This is a genomic window from Campylobacter sp. P0103 (assembly GCF_002139545.1).
In the GTDB taxonomy this organism is placed as follows: domain Bacteria; phylum Campylobacterota; class Campylobacteria; order Campylobacterales; family Campylobacteraceae; genus Campylobacter; species Campylobacter devanensis.
In genome coordinates this window covers 1-19,483 of sequence record NZ_MJKG01000009.1, presented here as the reverse complement: position 1 = coordinate 19,483, position 19,483 = coordinate 1, and the positions used below count along the sequence as shown (strand labels likewise).

Sequence of the window (19,483 nt, the reverse complement as noted above, 5' to 3'; positions counted from 1 at the left end):
TAAATTTATATAGATTATTAAAGCTTTATTAGAAGCGATCTTTTGTAAAATAGTATTTATTGTATGATTATTTTATTAATCATAAGAAGTTTCTTAACAATGATAATATAGAATTTTACAAAAATTCATTTTTTTTGCTAAAAATAAGCTAAAATTTAAGGGCTTTTAGATACCATAATCGCTATGATTATCTATGGAAAACAGCTATTTTTACATTTGTTAAAACATCATAAAGACAAGCTCGAAGAGATATATCTAGCAAAAGAGGTTCAAAAAGATATATTTAGCCAAATAGCAAAAGTCGGCTTGAAAATTCAAAAAGTTGATAATCAAAAAGCCCAAGCGCTTGCCCGTGGAGGCAATCATCAAGGCTTTTTAGCAAAGGTAAAAGATTACGAGTTTGCTAATTTAAATGAGATTAAAAAGTCTGATTATTTAGTGATTTTATATGGTCTTAGTGATGTAGGAAATATTGGCGCTATAGTAAGGACTGCTTATGCATTGGGTGCTGGCGGTATAGTTATAGTAGGTAAAAATGAGAGCCTAGCAATGCAAGGAGTAGTGCGTGCTAGTAGCGGTGCAGCGTATGAACTACCAATTGCTTTATGCACTGATGGGTTAAGCTTTATAAATGAGCTTAAGCAAGTTGGATTTAAAATTTATGCAGCAAATGCCGGAGGCAAGAATACTAAAGAATTTGAATTTGAGCCTAAAACTGCTTTAATTATGGGTAGTGAAGGCGAGGGAATACCAAATAAGGTATTGCAAAAATGCGATGAGAGTCTAGGCATAAATATGCGCAAGGACTGGGATAGCTTAAATGTCAGTGTGGCGTTTGGAATATTATTTGATAGGATTATAAATGGCTAATGGTATAGAAAAACTTTTAGAAATGGATTTAAAAGAGGTAACTAAGCACACTCATATCGAGACTGAGTATCTAAGATATATGTGTGAAAAAAATTTCGAAAAACTTCGCAAATTAAATGCTTCTGGTTTTGCTAAGATTTTAAGCCGTGAATATGATATGGATTTACAAGGCTGGATTGATGAGTATAATGAGTATTGTAAAGAACATAATGGTGATGATAATGCAGGTTTTACAGTAGCGCCAAAACTTCCAGCATATACACCAAAAACCGATAATAGTATGGCTTTAACAGTAATTTTGGTTGTAGTATTAATCATAGTAGCACTAGTTTGGGTAGTTAAATTTACAAATATTTTAGATAATATAGAGTTACCAAGTTTTGATAAAAATCAAAGCGTAACCTACTCAGCAAATGCCGTAGTAGAATCAGCTAAAGAGAATTTAGAAGCAATTAGTCAAACAATAGAAAAAGTGGTTCAAAAAGATGAAAATATCACTACTGAATCTAATCAAACTAAAATAGACTCAAATTCAACTTCTATAGAGGCCAATGCGACTACAGAACTAAAAACTCAAACTCTAAATATAGAAACTACAAAAGTAGAAGTACCACAGATTACAGCACCAACCAATGAAATTGCTAAAATTATTCCAACTAAAAATATATGGATTGGTATTAAAGATATTGATGGTAAAAATAAAAGATTTCATACAACTAAAAATCCTATCGACCTAAATTTAAGCACTGATCAACTAATTCAAACAGGCCACGGCGAGTTAATTTTAGAGATTGATGGGGATCAAAAGAAATTTAGCGTTCAAAAGCCATTAAGATTTGTAATTCAAAATGGCACAATTAGAGAGTTGGAGTATGACGAATTTGTGAAACTAAACAAAGGTTCTCAATGGTAAGAGTAGCGTTTCTATTTTGTGTTTTTGCTTTTAGTTGTTTTGGATTTGATTTACATAGCAATATCAAAAGTATAATTTCAGAGCAAAGTTACGCTAAAAATAGAGATAAAATCGAGCAGATATTTGCTATAGAGTCTGATTTTATTGATAGTAGGGGTAATCCAAATTACGCTAAAATTACAAATACTTTAAGAGTAAATTCGCTCTTAAATCTTAGTTTTTCTTTGCCGGTGAATTTAGAAATTGCCTTTTATAGCCCAAGTTCTGATATTTTGCTTTTTAAAAGTGTATCTGAAGCTCTTAAAAATCTTGGCTATTCATATTTTTTGAGTAAGTCATTAAAGACCGATACTCAAGGAATAGTTTGGCAAATATCTATGAATTCACGCTTTTTGCTAGATCCAGGTGCGATTTATAGAGAGCTTGGAAAGAATCAAATTTATATAAAAGATATTAACCGTGATGGTGAGTTTAGTTTTACTTATAGTATTGATGCCAGCAAAGCTATATTATCTACACATCAATATATTAGTGATAGCGAATTTGACCTTGCAAAGCCATTAGAGCCATATTTTTTAAATATTAGTGGCAAAAGTGAGGCTTTAATAAAAAGCTACGCTTCTGATAGTTGGATTTGCGTTATAAAGGTACTTGATAGGGATCTAAATTTGATTACACAGATTAAATCAGATAAACCAGAAAAAGAAATATATATCAAATTTCCACCAAATTCATACTATATGCTAATTGATGATGCTTTTAGCTTAGAAAATATTAAGCGTGGATTAAAAATATATATAAAATCAAATTAAGGAGTTTTTTTATGTTTGATGAGATTAGATTTAACACTATTGAGAGGTTGCCAAACTACGCATTTGCCGAGGTTAATGCGATTAAGATGGCAGCACGTAGAGATGGGGCTGATATTATAGATTTTTCGATGGGAAATCCAGATGGTAGAACGCCACAGCATATTATAGATAAATTATGCGAGAGCGCTATGAAGGATAAAACTCATGGTTATAGTGTTAGTCAAGGTATTTATAAACTTCGTGTTGCGATATGTAACTGGTATAAAAGAAAATATGGCGTAATACTAGATCCAGAAACCGAAGCAGTCGCAACTATGGGTAGCAAAGAGGGATTTGTCCATCTAGTACAAGCCATCACAAATCCTGGCGATGTAGCTATTGTACCAGATCCAGCCTATCCTATTCATACTCAAGCTTTTATTATAGCAGGTGGAAATGTTACTAAGATGCCACTTATTTATAATGCAAATTTTGAAGTAGATGAGAATAAATTTTTTGAAAATTTAGAACATGCTATAGAAGAGAGTATTCCAAAGCCAAAATATGTTGTAGTAAATTTTCCTCATAACCCAACTACTGTAACTTGCCAAAAGAGTTTTTATGAGCGTTTAGTAGATATGGCTAAGCGTGAGAGATTTTATATCATTAGTGATATTGCTTATGCTGAGCTTACATTTGATGGATATAAGACCCCAAGTATTTTTGAAGTCGATGGGGCAAAAGATGTCGCAGTAGAGTGCTACACACTATCCAAATCATACAATATGGCCGGTTGGCGTGTAGGATTTATATGTGGTAATAAAAAATTAGTAGCCGCACTCAAAAAGATAAAATCGTGGTTTGACTATGGTATGTTTACCCCAATCCAAGTAGCGGCCACCGTAGCACTAGATGGAGATCAAGATTGCGTTGAGCAGATTAGACAGACTTATGAAAAACGCAGAGATACGCTTATAGAGGCCTTTAGTGCTGCTGGTTGGGATATTGCAAAACCTAGAGCTAGTATGTTTGCTTGGGCAAAATTACCACCGCAAGTAGGAAATATAGGAAGTAAAGAATTTGCTAAGCAGCTATTGACCAAAGCTTGCGTAGCTGTTAGCCCTGGTGCTGGATTTGGTGTGGCTGGTGATGAGTATGTCAGGATTGCATTTATAGAGAATGAAAATCGTATTCGCCAAGCTGCTAGAAATATCAAAAAATATTTAAAAGAAGTCCAATGAGAGTAGCGATATTAGGTGTTGGGACAGTAGGAACTGAAGTTGCTAATGTGCTCATTAAAAATAGCGATCTAATCGTCTCAAGAGCTGGAGTTAGTATAACTCCAGTAGTGGGTGTAGTAAGGGATTTATCAAAACATAAAGACTCAATAATTCCACTAACTGATGATATAGATAGTGTTATAAATAGAGATGATATTGATGTATTTATCGAACTAATGGGCGGAATTGATAAGCCCTATGAGATTATAAGTAAGATTTTAGAGCGCAAAAAGGCTGTAGTAACAGCAAATAAAGCGCTATTGGCTTACTACAGAAATGAGCTTGAAACACTTGCTGGTGATACGGCATTTGGATATGAAGCTAGTGTAGCTGGTGGGATACCAATTATAAAAGCTTTAAGAGAGGGCTTAAGCGCAAACCATATTCAAAAAATAATGGGTATAATGAACGGAACAAGCAATTATATTCTAACAAATATGATGAATAGTGGAGTGCAATTTGACGAGGCGCTTAAAAAGGCTCAAGAGCTAGGATACGCCGAGGCTGATCCGACCTTTGATATAGGTGGATTTGATACGGCACATAAATTACTTATATTAGCTAGTATTGCCTATTGCGTGCATGCTAAGCCCGAAGATATTTTGATTGAAGGTATTAGTCAAATTAGTAGCGAGGATATATATTTTGCTAATGAATTTGAGTATTCTATCAAGCTTTTAGCTATTGCTAAGCGTGGAGAAGGTACTTTAGAGCTTAGAGTTCATCCAGCATTTATTAGCAAAGATAAGATGCTAGCAAATGTAAATGGGGTAATGAATGCTGTAAGTGTCGTAGGTGATGCAGTTGGAGAGAGCTTATTTTATGGTGCTGGTGCTGGTGGGTCTGCTACAGCAAGTGCAATTATAAGTGATTTAATAGATATCGCTAGAGAGATTAGAAATCCTATGCTAGGATATAAGGCTCCACTAGAGTCTGCACCATTAAAACTTCTAAAGCCTAACCAGATTAGAACCAAATATTATTTAAGATTAAAGGTAGCTGATGAGGTTGGGGTTTTGGCTAAGATTACAAATTTAATGAGTCAAAATAATCTCTCAATTGATAGTTTCTTACAAAAAGCAAAAAGCAAAGATGAAGGATGTGCTACCTTATTTTTTACTACTCATACTTGTTTAGAAGCTGATATGCTAAGAGTAATTAATAGCTTAGAAAATGAGAACTTTATCAAGGCTAAGCCATTTATGATTAGGATTGAGAGTTAATCTTTGGGTTTAGCTGAATATCTTTTTGGGCATGAAGCTGAGAAAAGCGCTGCTAAATTTTTATCAAAAAATGGCTATAAAATACTCAATTTAAACTATAAAACTAAATTTGGAGAGATTGATATCATTGCTAAGCGTGACTCAACTCTTCATTTTATTGAGGTTAAAGCCTCAACTAAAGATTATCAAACTATCTATAGAGTAACAAAATCTAAATTGGAAAAAATTATAAAAGCTATAGATTTTTATATGTTAAACTCCAATTTAAATTTGCCATATCAAATTGATATAGTCTGTATAAATAATCAAAATATAGAATTGATAGAAAATATTACATATTGATTAAATTTCTTCTTTCATTTTTTTAAAATTTAATAATTAATAAAAATTATTAACTTTTATATTTTATAATAAGCCTTGATTTGATGAAGTTTGAGTTACCTAAAATTATGTTTGTTAGTTTTAGTTTAACTTTTTTGATGTATAATTTTTATTGTAAAACCATAGAAGGAGATAAAATGGGTAAATATATTGAATTAACTGCTGAAAATTTCAATGTTGCTAAAGAGGGCGTTGCTCTAGTAGATTTTTGGGCTCCATGGTGCGGGCCATGTAGAATGCTAGCTCCAGTTATTGATGAGTTGGCTGAAGAGTTCGATGGTAAAGCAAAAATCTGTAAAGTAAATACAGATGAGGTTCAAGACCTAGCTGTAGAGTATGGCGTACGCTCTATTCCAACTTTACTATTCTTTAAAGATGGAGAGATTAAAGAGACATTAATTGGCGCTCAATCTAAAGCTGCAATTGCAGATAAAATCAATTCACTTTTATAATTCAAACGGGGCTTTGCCCCGACTCGCTTCATTTCAAATCAATTTTTAAGTTAAATTTATTTTTATGTAATATATTTGTAATATTGTATAGATATAAATTTAAAATTAGGAGACTATAATGTTAGATGTAGCTATAATTGGTGGTGGTCCAGCTGGTCTTAGTGCGGGGCTTTATGCTACTCGTGGTGGATTAAAAAATGTTGTAATGTTTGAAAAGGGTATGCCTGGTGGTCAAATCACTAGTAGCTCTGAAATGGAGAATTATCCTGGTGTCGCTACTGTTATGGATGGTATGAGTTTTATGAGTCCGTGGCTTGAGCAATGCACTAGATTTGGTCTAAAACACGAAATGGCGGCCGTAGAAAAAGTATCTAAAAATAGCGATGGCAGCTTTACTATCACTTTAGAAGGTGGTAAAACTGAACAAGCAAAAGCTGTAATTGTATGTACAGGCTCAACCCCAAAAAGAGCTGGCTTTAAAGGTGAGGATGAATTTTTTGGTAAAGGTGTTAGCACTTGCGCCACATGCGATGGATTTTTTTATAAAAATAAAGAAGTAGCTGTTTTAGGTGGTGGTGATACCGCTATCGAAGAGGCTGAGTATCTAACTAGAATTTGCTCAAAAGTATATCTAATTCACCGCCGTGATACATTTAGAGCTGCTCCAAGCTCAGTTGAAAAAGTTAAGAAAAATGAAAAAATCGAACTAATCTTAAATGCTACTATAGATGAAGTCTATGGTGATAGTGCTGCTGGTGTAAAAGGGGTGAAAATCAAACTAGCCGATGGAAGTATAAGAGATTTAGTAGTGCCAGGTATATTTACTTTTGTTGGGTTAAATGTAAGAAATGAAGTATTAAAAGATGGTGATAACTTTATTTGCGATATCTTACCAACTGGCCAGGTAAAAGTAGATCTAAAAATGCAAACATCAACTCCAGGTTTATTTGCTGCAGGAGATTTAAGACAAGATGCGCCTAAGCAAGTAGTCAGTGCCGCCGCAGATGGTGCCGTAGCCGCACTTAGTGCTATGAGCTACATTGAGAGCTTACATTAATTCTTAAGCCACTTGCCCTAGCGAGTGGCTCTTTTATAAAATTCAATTTACTTATATCAAATTTTTATCTTTTTTTAGCTAGAATAAAGTTTTAATTTATCCAAAAAGGGCGATGATGATTCGTATAGGTTTGCATGGGGCAAGTGGCAAGATGGGAAGCGAGATAATCGCAAATTTAAAAGGGCTTAATAATGCGAAATTATCAGTAGCATACACTATAGAGCCTATGAGCGTGGATGATGGTGTGATAGTAACTGATAAGTATGATGTTTTGTTTGATAATAGCGATGTGGTTATTGATTTTAGTATCGCAAAGGCATCTATAAATTTGATTAATTACGCTAGGACAAATCCAAAACCACTGGTTATAGGCACAACTGGGCTAGGCGATGAAGGGGGCGAGCTAATCAAACTAGCAAGTGCTATGATGCCAATACTTCAAGCTACAAATATGAGTCTGGGTGTAGCGGTGCTAAATCGCTTAACTGAGATAGCTAGTAGGGTGCTAAGTGAATTTGATATTGAGATTATTGAGATGCATCATCGCAATAAGATAGACGCTCCAAGTGGTACAGCATTGACACTTGGCGAACATGCTGCAAAAGGTAGAAATTTAAGTTTAGCAAATGTTAGAGTAAGCGGACGAGATGGAATGATAGGAGCTAGAAGCAAAGATGAGATTGCTGTAATGGCTTTGCGTGGTGGCGATATCGTTGGACGCCATACAGTAGGATTTTATAACGATGGTGAATATATAGAGTTAAATCACACCGCTACAAGTAGGGCTACATTTGCTAAAGGTGCGATAAAAGCGGGTATTTGGCTAGCTAATAAAGAGCCAAAATTATATACAATCTATGATGCTTTAGGGATATAAAATGTGTGCGATAGTAGGGGTAATAAATTCAAAAGATGCGGCTAAAACGGCGTATTATGGACTATTTTCTATGCAGCATAGAGGGCAAGAGGCAAGTGGGATTAGCTCTAGTTATAATCATCAGATTAAAACTATTAAAAATAGAGGCTTAGTAACTGAGGTTTTTAATAGCGATAGCTTTGAGATATTGCAAGGGCAGATGGCTATAGGGCATAATAGATATTCAACCGCTGGAAGCGATAGTGTGCTAGATGCTCAGCCGGTGAGTGCGAAATACTCTTTGGGTGAGATTAGTATCGTTCATAATGGAAATTTGATTAATAAATATGAAGTTAGGGAGCGATTAATCGAAGATGGTGCGATATTTCAATCCAATATGGACACAGAAAATATCTTGCACTTAATAGCAAAAAGCAAAAAAGAGAATTTGCAAGACCGTATTATAGAGGCTTTGGGGCAGATCGTTGGGGCGTATTGTCTGCTTATTTTAAGTCGCTCTAAGATGTTTGTGGTGCGTGATCCATACGGCGTTAGGCCTCTTAGTATAGGTAGATTAAAAGATGGTGGATATATTGTAGCTAGTGAGAGCTGTGCTTTTGATCTGGTGGGGGCTACATTTGTGCGTGATGTAGCGCCTGGCGAGATGATTATATTTGAAGAGGGCAAAAGCGCCTTTAAAAGCATAGAGTTATTTGAAGCTAAAGACCCTAGATTGTGTGCATTTGAATATATATACTTTGCTCGTCCTGATAGCATGATAGATGGTAAAAATGTATATCAAATTAGAAAAAAATTAGGAGAAATTCTAGCTGATAAATCTAGCTGTAAAGCTGATTTTGTAGTGCCTGTTCCAGATTCTGGTGTTCCTGCGGCTTTGGGGTATGCTGCTAGGAGTAAAATCCCATTTGAGATGGCGATTGTGAGAAATCACTATGTGGGTAGGACATTTATAGAGCCAACTCAAGAGATGAGAAATCTTAAAGTTAAATTAAAATTAAATCCTATGAGTAGTGTTTTAAATGGCAAAAGCGTCGTAGTTATCGATGATAGTATCGTGCGTGGTACAACTAGCAAGAAAATAGTAGAGCTATTACGAAATGCTGGGGCTAAAGAGATACATATGAAAATTGCTGCTCCAGAGATTAAACATCCTTGTAGATATGGTATTGATACTCCAAGTTATGAAGAGCTAATCAGTGCTAGGATGGATGCTAGAGAGGTGTGTAAATTTATTGGTGCTGATAGTTTAGAGTTTTTAAGCATTGATGAATTAACTCAAGGATTAGGTAATGAGCGTAAGTACTCTCTTGTAAGCTTTGATGGAGATTATTTTATAAGCTAAATTTGTCTATATATTTGTTTTGATATCTTTTAACTTTGCTTTGCAATTAGGCAAAATGTTAAATTGATTACAAGTATCGCATTTCCTTTTTTATCTCACTTTAGCACAATCTAATCTGTGCTAAAGTGAGCCTAACATTATAAATATATAAATCATATCTTAAACACTAATATTATCTACAAATCACTATATATTAAATAGCAAATTTATGCAACATTATCTATAAACCAAAAACTATCAAATTCACTCTTATCCCATAGCCAACCCATTAACCTCCCCAAAACCCACAAATTTAATTACACCCCATAATATTTAATATCTCATCCAATCCAATCTAAATTCCACTCTAAAAATTATAAAATACCCAAGTCATAAAACTACAATATCTAATCTAAATTTAATAAATTTCTCAAATTTATTAAAAATTTGCAATATTTTCTTCAAATTTATCAAAATCCCCCCCCCCATATATAAACTTTTTAATATTTGGTTCGATATAATAAAAACACCCACTAAATGGATTTAAGTTTTATAGGGAAATATTAACACAAAGGAAAAGTTATGAGCTTTAGAATAAATACTAACATCGCAGCGATGAATGCTCATGCCAACTCTTTGATCAATGATAGAGAACTTACTAGCTCACTTGGTCGCCTAAGCTCAGGTCTTAGAATTCAAACAGCAGCTGATGATGCATCAGGTCTTGTTATTGCTGATTCACTAAAAAGCCAAGCTAGCTCTTTAGGTCAAGCTATATCTAATGGTAATGATGCAATTGGTATTGTTCAAACTGCAGATAAAGCTATGGATGAACAGATTAAAATACTTGATACTATTAAAACTAAAGCTGTTCAAGCAGCCAACGACAGCCAAAACAGCGACTCTAGAAAAGCAATCCAAAATGATATCTCAAGACTTCTTGATGAGCTAGACAATATCGCCAACACCACAAGCTTCAATGGTCAAAAGCTATTAAATGGTAACTTCTCAAACAAAAATTTCCAAATAAGTGCTTATAGCAACCAAACGGCCAAAATTAGCGTAGAAAACACCAACTCAAACGCCATAGGCCACACTCATTATCTCTCTACTACGCCTATGATTTTCGATAACAACAAATTCGATACCGCGAATTTCACTATGCAATTAAACGCCGTCCCAAGCCATTTAAATGGCATTAAATTCGACGCTATCTCTGGTCAAGAGATACTAGATAATGGGCTAGGAGTCATAGCTGATAAGATAAACTCTTATAGCAGCGAGACGGGTGTTAAGGCTAAAGTGAAGAATGAATTTATTAGCTCTGTTCCGATACTTGGCAGTGCTTTTTTCCCTGGTAGTGTTTCGAAATTAAGCATAAATGGAGTAGAGATAGGGACAAATTTAAGCGTGGCAAATAGAGATCCTTCAAATGCTCTAATAGACACCATCAATGCCAAAAGCGATATAACTGGCGTTAGTGCTTCTAATGCTGGAGGGCGTTTATCAATGAGCTCTAGTAACGGTAAGCCAATATTAATTCAAGTAGGCACGACAAATGATGCCGATGCATTGGGGCTAGCTATGCAAGATAGTACCGGTGCAAAAAGCACAAGTGCATTAATCTTGGGTGAACTCTATCTACAATCAAACAACGGCTCACCACCATCTTTGGATCTCAAAGAGACTACAGGCAATATAAAAGGTGCTGGGATTGATGGTTTAAATCCTAAGGCCGCTGATACAAATGATATAATAGGCTCTCAGCTAAGAGAACAATTATCACTTAGTCTAAGTGATTTGGTTAGAAACAAGCTAGATGAGCATGTATTAAGGGCGATGGGTCAAGTAGAGCTATTAAATCCGATTTTGGAGTTGCCAGCTGGAGTTAATAGCTATGCAGGGGCACAAGCTTTGATAGATGTATCATTAAATGCGCTTAAAAAGCTAGACAAACTAAGAGCTGATCTAGGTTCAGTCCAAAATCAATTAGTAGCTACGATAAACAACATCACAGTTACCCAAGTCAATGTCAAATCAGCTGAAAGCCAGATAAGGGATGTGGATTTTGCTAGTGAGAGTGCGAATTTCTCTAAATTTAATATCCTAGCTCAAAGTGGTAGCTACGCCATGAGCCAAGCCAACGCCGTCCAACAAAATATATTAAGACTATTACAGTAAAATCTGATTTTAGGAAGTGCCATGATTATAATGGCATTTCATTAAAACAATTTTTGAAATTTTATTGCTTTTAGTAAAAGTTTTGATTAGGCTAAGTTTTTAATTAATGCATTATCTCTTAAAATATATTTTTTATTATTTTAATAGTAAGATTATCACATAAAATAAATTAGATTCATTATCAATTTTGATTTATATAAATTTATATATAATATAGTTGCAAGTTGAATTTAGATAAAATGCTACTTAAAGGAAGTAGATGGAACCTAATAAGAATAAAACAAATTTAAAACTTAAAGATGAGATTATAAAGTGTAAAAATAGCCTTAAAAGCAATTTTATGCGACTTGGTGGGCGTAATTATGGGATTTATCAATCCAAAGAGATAGATAAGTTTCTAAAAACAGCCTTTAATATACTCAAATTTGATTCATTTGGGGAGTTTGACCCAAGTGATGAGAGTGTGCCTTTGTGCGTGGTGGCAATCGGTAGCTACGCACTTGGTGAGATGAGTGTCAAGAGCAATATCGACCTAGCCATAATATATAAAAACGAGCTAGGATACAACTCAAATGCCATAGCGCAAAGATATGCTAATATCTTAAAAGAAGTTGGCCTAGATATCGAGGCTAAAATTTGTGAAAAAGATGAGCTATTATTTTTGGCTAATGATATTGAGCTTATGGTGCTATTTAGCCATATTCGCTTGGTTTGTGGATCAAAAATCTTATATAAAAATATCAAAAATCAAATTTCAAAACTCAATGAAAAGAAAAAAGATGAGCTAATTAGCTATCATTTAAGAAAACTTGAGCCGATGAGTTGTCCGCAATATTTAGATTGTAGTCCAAATCTACTTAATGGTAGTGGCGGATTTATGGATTATAAAAGGATATTTTGGCTTTTTAGCCTTTTTGGTGGGACATTAAAGACAAATATATTAAAGTATATTGATGAAGATGAGTTAAGTGAGTTGAATTTGGCTTTTGATTACATTAGCTCACTTCGCTCAGCCCTTCAAATTAGCGGTGGTGGCGAGATATTAGGGCGTGAATATCTAGATTCTGTAGCTAAAATAATGCAAACCAAAGCAAAAAAAGGCCTAAGTTCTCAAGAGATACTCCTAAGCAAATGCCTATGGGCTATGCATACTATATATATCTATTCAAGATATCTAGCTAGGCGTGCTTTTGGGGTGAAAATATCATTAGGCACAGCTAGAATATGCCGTTTGCCAAGCGGTCTATACAATATCGCAAATACCATCTATGCACCAAGCCGCAAAAAGCCAATCGATCTTAAATCAGCGCTTAAAGAGTTAAGCTTTTTGCCAGATGTGGAGCTGAAATTTGATATAAGTGTGCTTATATATATAAAGCGTTTAGATGATGGCAACCACCCAAAAGTATATGATGGATTAAAAAAGATATTAAATCGTAGATATAGTAAGGATATCTTAAAGCTACTCTTAGATAGCTCAAAGCTATTTAAGATTATAAAGCCGATGGAGTTTAGCACTCATTTGGCTAGTTTAGAAGGTGATTATAGCCTAGATGAGAGTTGCGTAGCGATCGTAGGAGAGATAGAAAATATCCAAGATAGATTTGTTCTTAGTCTATATAATGATCTTTGTGCTAATGGCAAAATGCTATTAAAGCTAGTAGCACTTATGCATCAAGCCTCGCCAAATTATGTAAGTAGCGCTAATATATTTAGATCGTATTGTGCGAAATTAGATCTATTACAAAAGACCATAAATATGGGGATAAATCTGATAAAAAATCAAAATCAATTAATAGATATCTTATCAGAGCCAATTAGTGAACCAATAATGCTAAATTTAGTAAGCTCTATCAAAGAAAAACAAGCTCTAAAACTACTATATATCCTAACTTACGCTAGGTTAAAAGCTAGGAATTTAAATCATTTTAGCGATATTGACAATGCCAAATTGCGTCAAATTTATGATAGCGCTTTGAGTGCTTTTGATAGCGATGAGAGCTTGATGGATAGCGTTAATAAACGGACAAAAAAGATAGAATTACTCAAAAAACAGAGAGAATTTATCGCTTTAGATAAGGATATAAAAGAGCAAATTCTAAGCATAGAGTCAAATTTGCTCTTTAGCAAGTATAGCCAGCAGCAGATAATAGATATCGCCCTTAGGGCTAGTGAGTGCTCAAATATCGATTTAGAACTAACTAGCCATAGCCTACAAATCATAGCCAAGAGTAATTGGAATATGGCGATGGCTCTTAGGGAGCTTCGTGGGTTTGATCTTGCGTATATGGAGATTTGTGAGCTTTTTGATGGTAAGAGCTATATAAGGCTAGATTATAATTCTAATATCGATAAGAGCAAAAGCGAGATTATCCAAGCACTATGCTCTAAAGAGAAACCACAATATGACAAGCCAGTGATTTTGCCTAATGAAGTTAGCTTTGATATGAACTATTCTCAAAATTATGCGAAATTAAATATCAACGCCAAAGACCAGCGTGGATTTATGATTTATATCTTAAGTATGCTTAGCAAATTCCAAATTAAGCTAGCAAATGCTAGAATACAAACCATCAAAAACCGTACCAGAAATATGTTTCTTTTATCTATAAATGATGATTTAAAGAGCGTAGTGGATGAGTTTTTAAAAGAGATTATAACGGAGTAAAATATGTGTGGAATCGTCGGCTATATCGGTAAAAAAGAGAAAAAAAATATTATATTAAATGGATTAAAAGAGCTTGAATATCGTGGATATGATAGTGCGGGGATGGCGATTATCATAGGTAATGAGATGAGCTATTATAAGGCTGTTGGTAAGCTTGAGAATTTAGCCAATAAAATGAAAGAGTGCCAATACCATGGTGATGGCGTAGCTATAGGCCATACTAGATGGGCGACACATGGCAAACCTACTGAGATAAACGCTCATCCGCATTTAGGTGAGTATAGCTTTGTTATTCATAATGGAATTATAGAAAATTACAAAGAGTTAAAAGATGAGCTAGAAGCTAGCGGGGTGAAGTTTTTAAGTCAGACTGATACAGAGGTTATAGTCCATCTTTTTGAAGAGTATAATAAAAGTGCTAAAACCCCATTTGAAGCTTATAAAAAGACAATTAGCAGATTAAAGGGTGCTTATGCTACTTTGCTTGTTACTAAGGCTGCTCCAGATGAGATGTTTTTTGCTAAAAATGCGGCTCCTTTGATTATCGCTAGAGATGGGGATGAAATTTATCTATCTAGCTCAGATTCTCCATTAATCGGCCTAGCTAAGGAGGCTATATATCTAGAAGATGGCAGTTACGGAGTGGCGAAATTAGGAAATTTAACTATATTTGATGAGAATAATCAAGAGATAAAGCCAAATTTCACCGAACTACCAAAAGACAAAGGCTACGCCCTAAAAGATGGTTATAGATTTTTTATGGAAAAAGAGATATATGAGCAGTCTCAAGTGATCGCTGAGTGCTTGATGGGTAGATTGAGCGATGATGATTTGAATTTGGATATCGATATAAACTTATTTAATGATATCGATGAGGTGGTCTTGTGTGCGTGTGGGACTAGCTACCATGCGGCCTTAGCTGCTAGCTATCTATTAGAGAGACTTGCTAAAATCAGAGCTAGCGTAGTTGTGGCTAGCGAATTTAGATATAAAGAGCCGTTTTTAAATCCAAATTCGCTATTTATAGTAATTAGCCAAAGCGGTGAAACGGCAGACACGCTAGAAGCCTTAAAAATAGCTAAAAACGCAAATTTAAAAACCCTAGCTATCTGTAATGTGGATAATTCTAGTATTGTCAGAATGGCTAAAGAAGTGTTGCTAACTCGTGCTGGGATAGAAAAGGGCGTAGCAAGTACCAAAGCCTTTGCTACTCAAATGATATGCTTATGGATGCTAGCCCTAAAATTAGCCAAAATTCGCCACACAATCGATGATAAAACCTTAGAAAATGAGATTAAAACATTGAGAAATATCCCATCTGTTGTGAATTTTGATAAGAGCTTACAAGAGAAAATCTATCGCAAAGCCAAGCACTATGTCCATGGGCATGGATTTTTCTTTATCGGTAGGGATATATTTTACCCACTTGCTCTTGAAGGGGCGTTGAAATTAAAAGAGATTAGCTACCTACACGCCGAGGGTTATCCGGCTGGTGAGATGAAGCACGGGCCAATAGCCTTAGCAGATGAGGGGCTATATACAATAGCACTATTACCGCAAACCATCTTATATGATAAAACTAAATCAAATGTTGAAGAATTGGCCGCTAGAGATGCCTTCATCACTACCATTTCGCCTTTGGAATTTGAGCTTAGCGATGATTTTATTAGGATTAATTCTCACTCGCATCCGATGAGTGAATTCTTTGAAATTATGGTTGTTTTACAACTTTTTGCGCTTGAGATTTCTATTAGATTAGGCAATGATGTAGATATGCCAAGAAACCTTGCTAAGAGCGTAACGGTAGAATAGGAATTTAATAAAAATATTATGAAAAGGCTTATTTGGATTATTGCGTTACTTTTTAGTGTGGTTGTGGCTAAGGATTTGAATGTTTAAGTTTAAATTTATTTGAGTTTTAAATTTAAAAAGGAGATTTTATGACAAAGATTATTTGGATTATTGCGCTACTTTTTAGCGTGGTTGTGGCTAGGGACATGGATCCTAAAAAGCTAGAAAGCTCTTGCGATGGTGGCGATATAGATGCTTGCTTTTATCTTGGAAAGCTATATGATAATGGCGAAGGAGTAAGACAAAACTACCAAAAAGCAGTCGAACTATACCAAAAATCTTGTGATGGCGGAAATCTATATGGTTGCAATAATCTTGGCGCCTTATACGAAATAGGCGAAGGCGTCAAACAAAACTACCAAAAAGCTTCTGAACTATACCAAAAATCTTGTGATGGTGGAAATCTACTTGGTTGTGGCTTTCTTGGAAATTTATATTATAATGGCAAAGGCGTAAAACAAAACTACAAAAAAGCTTCTGAACTATACCAAAAAGCTTGTGATGGCGGAGAACCATATGGTTGCGGCCTTCTTGGCACCTTATACGCAGCAGGTAAAGGCGTAAAACCAAACTACCAAAAAGCAGTCGAGCTATCTAAAAAAGCTTGTGATGGCGGAGAACCATCTGGTTGCCTCCTTCTTGGTCTTTCATACGAATGGGGTAAAGGTCTAAGACAAGATTATGCCATAGCTAAGGAGTATTATGGCAAGGCGTGTGATTTAGGCGATCAACTTGGTTGTGATGTGTATAAAAGATTAAATAATAGATAGCTTATAGCAATTTAAGTATATATTCACGGCTTATCTGATTAGATCTTTCTCATCTCATCAAGCCTTGATAGAAATGGGGTGATTAAATTTATATCTTTTTGTTTTTTAGATGAGTAGTAGATCAAATTTTTATCCAAATTTTTGCCATTTTCTAACTCATCTAATCTTCTTTTGATCTGCTTTATGGTCCCATTTATCCCATCTACAATCTTACAATTTGGCATTAAAGCAGCAAAACTATCTTTAAAATAGTTAAAATGCGTACATCCTAGCACCAAAAGTGATATATTTGTAGCATTGATTTGAGCTATTTGCTCAGCTATATATCGCTTCACTGATGGTGAGTCAAACTCCATATTTTGAGCGAATTCCACTAGCTTTGGCATAGGTAAAAGATAGGTTTTATCACTTAAATTTGATCTTTTTAACAGCTCATTTAGTTTAGCACCCTTTATCGTAGCTGGTGTAGCGATAACTAGTATATTGCCATCTTCGCTCTGACCTAGCTTCACTGCTGGTTCCATCCCGATAATCGGTATGCTAAATTTCTGTCTAAGGTCGCTTATAGCAGCGCTCGTGGCGGTATTACACGCAATTACGATTATATCAGCCATAGGGCGCAAAAACTCGACCGCATCAATGCTAAGAGCTCTTATCTCATCAATGCTCTTTACCCCATAAGGTGCGTTGTCATTATCAGCAAAATAGATAAAATCACACCCTTTAAGCTCCTTTTTAGCCTCATTTAAAAGACTTAGCCCCCCAAATCCAGAGTCAAATACCGCTACAACCATCAGCCAAATATCTCAAATTTTTCAAATAATTTTGTATCATTATCTATCAAGCCTCTTTTAATAAGGTTATTTACTATATTTTTATTACAATTTGTCTCTTTAGGCCACTCTTTTGTATAGCCATCATCTATGGTTTTGCGAGTCGCATCGATGCAAATTTGCTCATCATCTATATATATATCTCGCTGGGCATCAATACTATTAGTAATACGCCATACCATCATATATGGATTATCTATTCTTGAATCAATATCTGTAAATATTATAATTTTAAAATGTTTTTTAAGCGTTAAAAGAGAGTTAAAAAGAGATTTTAGGTTTGATTTTTTATCTACTTTTACCATACAGATTGGATTTTTGGTATCGGTAAAATATTGATATACATCTAAAATATCAGAGCTTATTTTTTTAAATTTATCTAGTAGTTCGGTATTGCTTATCACGCTTGGTGTTAAAGTAGAGTAGTCTATAGATGCATCTATGCCTAGTTTACCTCCATAGCATGAGTTTGGACTAGCATGATCGAGCTGATCGCAAACTCCACTTGTTATTAGACAGCTTTTTGGACTAAATTTATTTAGTACAAATTTAGTCAAATTCTCATAATCATCTAAATCAGGTGCATTGCTTGGGACAAATATAGCATGTTTTACAAAGCTCATCTGCCCAACTCCCCAAAATGCATGCATCAACTGCTGAGCGTGTGCTGGATAAAGTGAGTTGAATTTAGCCAAAATAAGATTATGGAAAACACCATTTTCAGGCATTTTATAGTCAATGAGATCCGGCACACTAGTCTGTAAAAGTGGCAAAAATATACGCTCAGTTGCATATCCCATATATTTATCTTCTAAAGGCGGTTTACCAACGACCGTAGCAGCAAATATTGGATTTTTCTTATGTGTAATTTTGCTTACTTTCATTACTGGAAATGGCTCTATTGGGGTATAATAGCCAGTATGATCGCCAAATCTTCCCTCATCTTTTAACTCATTTGGATCTACAAATCCCTCGATAATAAAATCAGCATCAAAAGGCACATAAATATCATTTGTGAGCGATTTTACCAGCTTTGCGGGCTTTTTGCGGATAAATCCATATAGCATTAGCTCAAAAATATTTTTTGGCAATGGAGCCTGCCCACACCAGATATATAACGGATCGCCACCGATCGCCACGCTGACTGGCATTTTCATCCCTGCTTTTTTATACTCATGAAAAAAATGCGCCCCATCTTTGTGAATTTGCCAGTGCGTTCCAAGCTCATTTTGGCTATGGACTTGAAGGCGATACATACCCAAATTTTGAGTAGTTCCATTTAACGCCTTAGTGTAGACTTGACCCATCGTGATAAAGGCACCACCATCATCATCCCAAGTTTTCAAAACCGGAAGTTTATATAAATTTGGCTCTTTAAATTCACATTCTTGACATATACCCTTGCCTTTTAATCTTTTTGGAAAAATGGATTTTAAACTCAAAAGATAGCCGAAAAAATCTATTTTTTCTTTCAGAGAATTTGGCTTTTTAGGCTTTAAAAGAGCTGAAATTTCATCAGAAATATCACTAATATCACGCCCAAAAATTATCTTAAGCGCCTTAAAACTACCAAAAATATTTGTTATCACAGGGGGAAATTTATCACCATTTTTATTTATAGGATTAGTAAATAATATAGCTTTAGAATTATCTTTTTTAACTTCGATGTAGCTAATATGAGCAATTTCAAGATCAATATCGCATGGCGCTTCTATAATTTTTAATAGATTATTTTCTTTAAGCAAATTTATATAGTAATGCATGTTTTCTCCATTTTTAAACAAAGAAAGTCTATCATAATATATAAAACATTAAGCAAAAAGTTAGATAAAATCATAAATTTAGAGTAAAAAATTTGAATTTAGACTAAATTTAATTAAAAATTTAAAATATTTAGGAAAATAGCCTAATATTTAATCTTTTTTTAAGCATATCTCTTATATAATTCCAGCTCACGAATTGAGAAACACCTTAACCTTCTGAAAAGCTTGGTTAAATCATTTCTCTATCGTTTT

The 19,483-nt window shown here is 34.6% G+C and carries 16 protein-coding genes; 14 read left to right on the top strand and 2 right to left on the bottom strand.

The window, feature by feature from the left end; genetic code table 11:
- The first annotated feature begins 183 nt into the window (after nt 1-183).
- From rlmB to CIGNP103_RS07645, 14 genes are all read left to right on the top strand, one after another.
- Nucleotides 184-870 carry a 23S rRNA (guanosine(2251)-2'-O)-methyltransferase RlmB gene (rlmB, locus tag CIGNP103_RS07710; protein ID WP_086268890.1) on the top strand — a complete coding sequence of 229 codons (687 nt, stop codon included), beginning with the start codon at nt 184-186 and terminating at the stop codon, nt 868-870.
- A complete protein-coding gene (locus CIGNP103_RS07705; protein ID WP_086225652.1) occupies nt 863-1,783 on the top strand; it encodes a hypothetical protein in 921 nt (306 codons plus the stop codon). Before rlmB ends, CIGNP103_RS07705 begins: the two co-directional genes overlap by 8 nt.
- A complete protein-coding gene (locus tag CIGNP103_RS07700; RefSeq protein ID WP_086225654.1) occupies nt 1,777-2,595 on the top strand; it encodes a hypothetical protein in 819 nt (272 codons plus the stop codon). Before CIGNP103_RS07705 ends, CIGNP103_RS07700 begins: the two co-directional genes overlap by 7 nt.
- Nucleotides 2,596-2,606: 11 nt before the next feature.
- Entirely contained in the window at nt 2,607-3,815 is a 1,209-nt protein-coding gene (locus CIGNP103_RS07695; protein WP_086235192.1) for an LL-diaminopimelate aminotransferase, read from the top strand.
- Nucleotides 3,812-5,077, top strand: coding sequence for a homoserine dehydrogenase (locus CIGNP103_RS07690; RefSeq protein WP_086252816.1), 1,266 nt, complete (start codon nt 3,812-3,814; stop codon nt 5,075-5,077). Before CIGNP103_RS07695 ends, CIGNP103_RS07690 begins: the two co-directional genes overlap by 4 nt.
- A gap of 3 nt (nt 5,078-5,080) precedes the next feature.
- Nucleotides 5,081-5,419 carry a YraN family protein gene (locus tag CIGNP103_RS07685; RefSeq protein ID WP_086225657.1) on the top strand — a complete coding sequence of 113 codons (339 nt, stop codon included), beginning with the start codon at nt 5,081-5,083 and terminating at the stop codon, nt 5,417-5,419.
- A 176-nt stretch (nt 5,420-5,595) separates the two neighbouring features.
- Entirely contained in the window at nt 5,596-5,910 is a 315-nt protein-coding gene (trxA, locus tag CIGNP103_RS07680) for a thioredoxin (protein ID WP_086225659.1), read from the top strand.
- 118 nt (nt 5,911-6,028) lie between these two features.
- Nucleotides 6,029-6,967: a thioredoxin-disulfide reductase gene (trxB, locus tag CIGNP103_RS07675; RefSeq protein WP_086236204.1), complete on the top strand. Its 939-nt coding sequence runs from the start codon at nt 6,029-6,031 to the stop codon at nt 6,965-6,967.
- 115 nt (nt 6,968-7,082) lie between these two features.
- Nucleotides 7,083-7,844, top strand: coding sequence for a 4-hydroxy-tetrahydrodipicolinate reductase (gene dapB / locus CIGNP103_RS07670; RefSeq protein WP_086240768.1), 762 nt, complete (start codon nt 7,083-7,085; stop codon nt 7,842-7,844).
- A gap of 1 nt (nt 7,845) precedes the next feature.
- The gene (purF, locus tag CIGNP103_RS07665; RefSeq protein ID WP_086268889.1) at nt 7,846-9,186 is read left to right on the top strand and encodes an amidophosphoribosyltransferase; all 1,341 of its coding nucleotides are present in this window, start codon (nt 7,846-7,848) and stop codon (nt 9,184-9,186) included.
- 561 nt (nt 9,187-9,747) lie between these two features.
- A complete protein-coding gene (locus CIGNP103_RS07660) occupies nt 9,748-11,346 on the top strand; it encodes a flagellin B (protein ID WP_086268888.1) in 1,599 nt (532 codons plus the stop codon).
- Nucleotides 11,347-11,605: 259 nt separating this feature from the next.
- Nucleotides 11,606-14,014, top strand: a complete 2,409-nt coding sequence (locus CIGNP103_RS07655; protein WP_086268887.1) for a nucleotidyltransferase domain-containing protein — start codon at nt 11,606-11,608, stop codon at nt 14,012-14,014.
- A 3-nt stretch (nt 14,015-14,017) separates the two neighbouring features.
- Nucleotides 14,018-15,826 (top strand): glutamine--fructose-6-phosphate transaminase (isomerizing), encoded by a 1,809-nt coding sequence (glmS, locus tag CIGNP103_RS07650; protein ID WP_086268886.1) that lies wholly within the window; start codon nt 14,018-14,020, stop codon nt 15,824-15,826.
- A 128-nt stretch (nt 15,827-15,954) separates the two neighbouring features.
- Nucleotides 15,955-16,635, top strand: a complete 681-nt coding sequence (locus CIGNP103_RS07645) for a tetratricopeptide repeat protein (protein WP_086246129.1) — start codon at nt 15,955-15,957, stop codon at nt 16,633-16,635.
- A gap of 38 nt (nt 16,636-16,673) precedes the next feature.
- Here the strand turns inward: CIGNP103_RS07645 and murI are convergent, their stop codons facing one another.
- Together murI and CIGNP103_RS07635 are read right to left on the bottom strand one after the other, a co-directional pair.
- Entirely contained in the window at nt 16,674-17,429 is a 756-nt protein-coding gene (gene murI / locus CIGNP103_RS07640) for a glutamate racemase (RefSeq protein WP_086234932.1), read from the bottom strand.
- Nucleotides 17,429-19,231 (bottom strand): menaquinone biosynthesis decarboxylase, encoded by a 1,803-nt coding sequence (locus CIGNP103_RS07635; RefSeq protein ID WP_086268885.1) that lies wholly within the window; start codon nt 19,229-19,231, stop codon nt 17,429-17,431. Before CIGNP103_RS07635 ends, murI begins: the two co-directional genes overlap by 1 nt.
- Nucleotides 19,232-19,483: the final 252 nt, after the last annotated feature.

Bases quoted from the DNA above. Each gene is read 5' to 3' on its own strand.
- purF (WP_086268889.1), top strand. From the start codon at position 7,846: ATGTGTGCGATAGTAGGGGTAATAAATTCAAAAGATGCGGCTAAAACG.
- rlmB (WP_086268890.1), top strand. From the start codon at position 184: ATGATTATCTATGGAAAACAGCTATTTTTACATTTGTTAAAACATCAT.
- CIGNP103_RS07695 (WP_086235192.1), top strand. From the start codon at position 2,607: ATGTTTGATGAGATTAGATTTAACACTATTGAGAGGTTGCCAAACTAC.
- CIGNP103_RS07660 (WP_086268888.1), top strand. From the start codon at position 9,748: ATGAGCTTTAGAATAAATACTAACATCGCAGCGATGAATGCTCATGCC.
- CIGNP103_RS07690 (WP_086252816.1), top strand. From the start codon at position 3,812: ATGAGAGTAGCGATATTAGGTGTTGGGACAGTAGGAACTGAAGTTGCT.
- CIGNP103_RS07655 (WP_086268887.1), top strand. From the start codon at position 11,606: ATGGAACCTAATAAGAATAAAACAAATTTAAAACTTAAAGATGAGATT.
- trxA (WP_086225659.1), top strand. From the start codon at position 5,596: ATGGGTAAATATATTGAATTAACTGCTGAAAATTTCAATGTTGCTAAA.
- dapB (WP_086240768.1), top strand. From the start codon at position 7,083: ATGATTCGTATAGGTTTGCATGGGGCAAGTGGCAAGATGGGAAGCGAG.
- CIGNP103_RS07645 (WP_086246129.1), top strand. From the start codon at position 15,955: ATGACAAAGATTATTTGGATTATTGCGCTACTTTTTAGCGTGGTTGTG.
- trxB (WP_086236204.1), top strand. From the start codon at position 6,029: ATGTTAGATGTAGCTATAATTGGTGGTGGTCCAGCTGGTCTTAGTGCG.
- CIGNP103_RS07635 (WP_086268885.1), bottom strand. From the start codon at position 19,231: ATGCATTACTATATAAATTTGCTTAAAGAAAATAATCTATTAAAAATT.
- CIGNP103_RS07705 (WP_086225652.1), top strand. From the start codon at position 863: ATGGCTAATGGTATAGAAAAACTTTTAGAAATGGATTTAAAAGAGGTA.
- CIGNP103_RS07700 (WP_086225654.1), top strand. From the start codon at position 1,777: ATGGTAAGAGTAGCGTTTCTATTTTGTGTTTTTGCTTTTAGTTGTTTT.
- glmS (WP_086268886.1), top strand. From the start codon at position 14,018: ATGTGTGGAATCGTCGGCTATATCGGTAAAAAAGAGAAAAAAAATATT.
- murI (WP_086234932.1), bottom strand. From the start codon at position 17,429: ATGGTTGTAGCGGTATTTGACTCTGGATTTGGGGGGCTAAGTCTTTTA.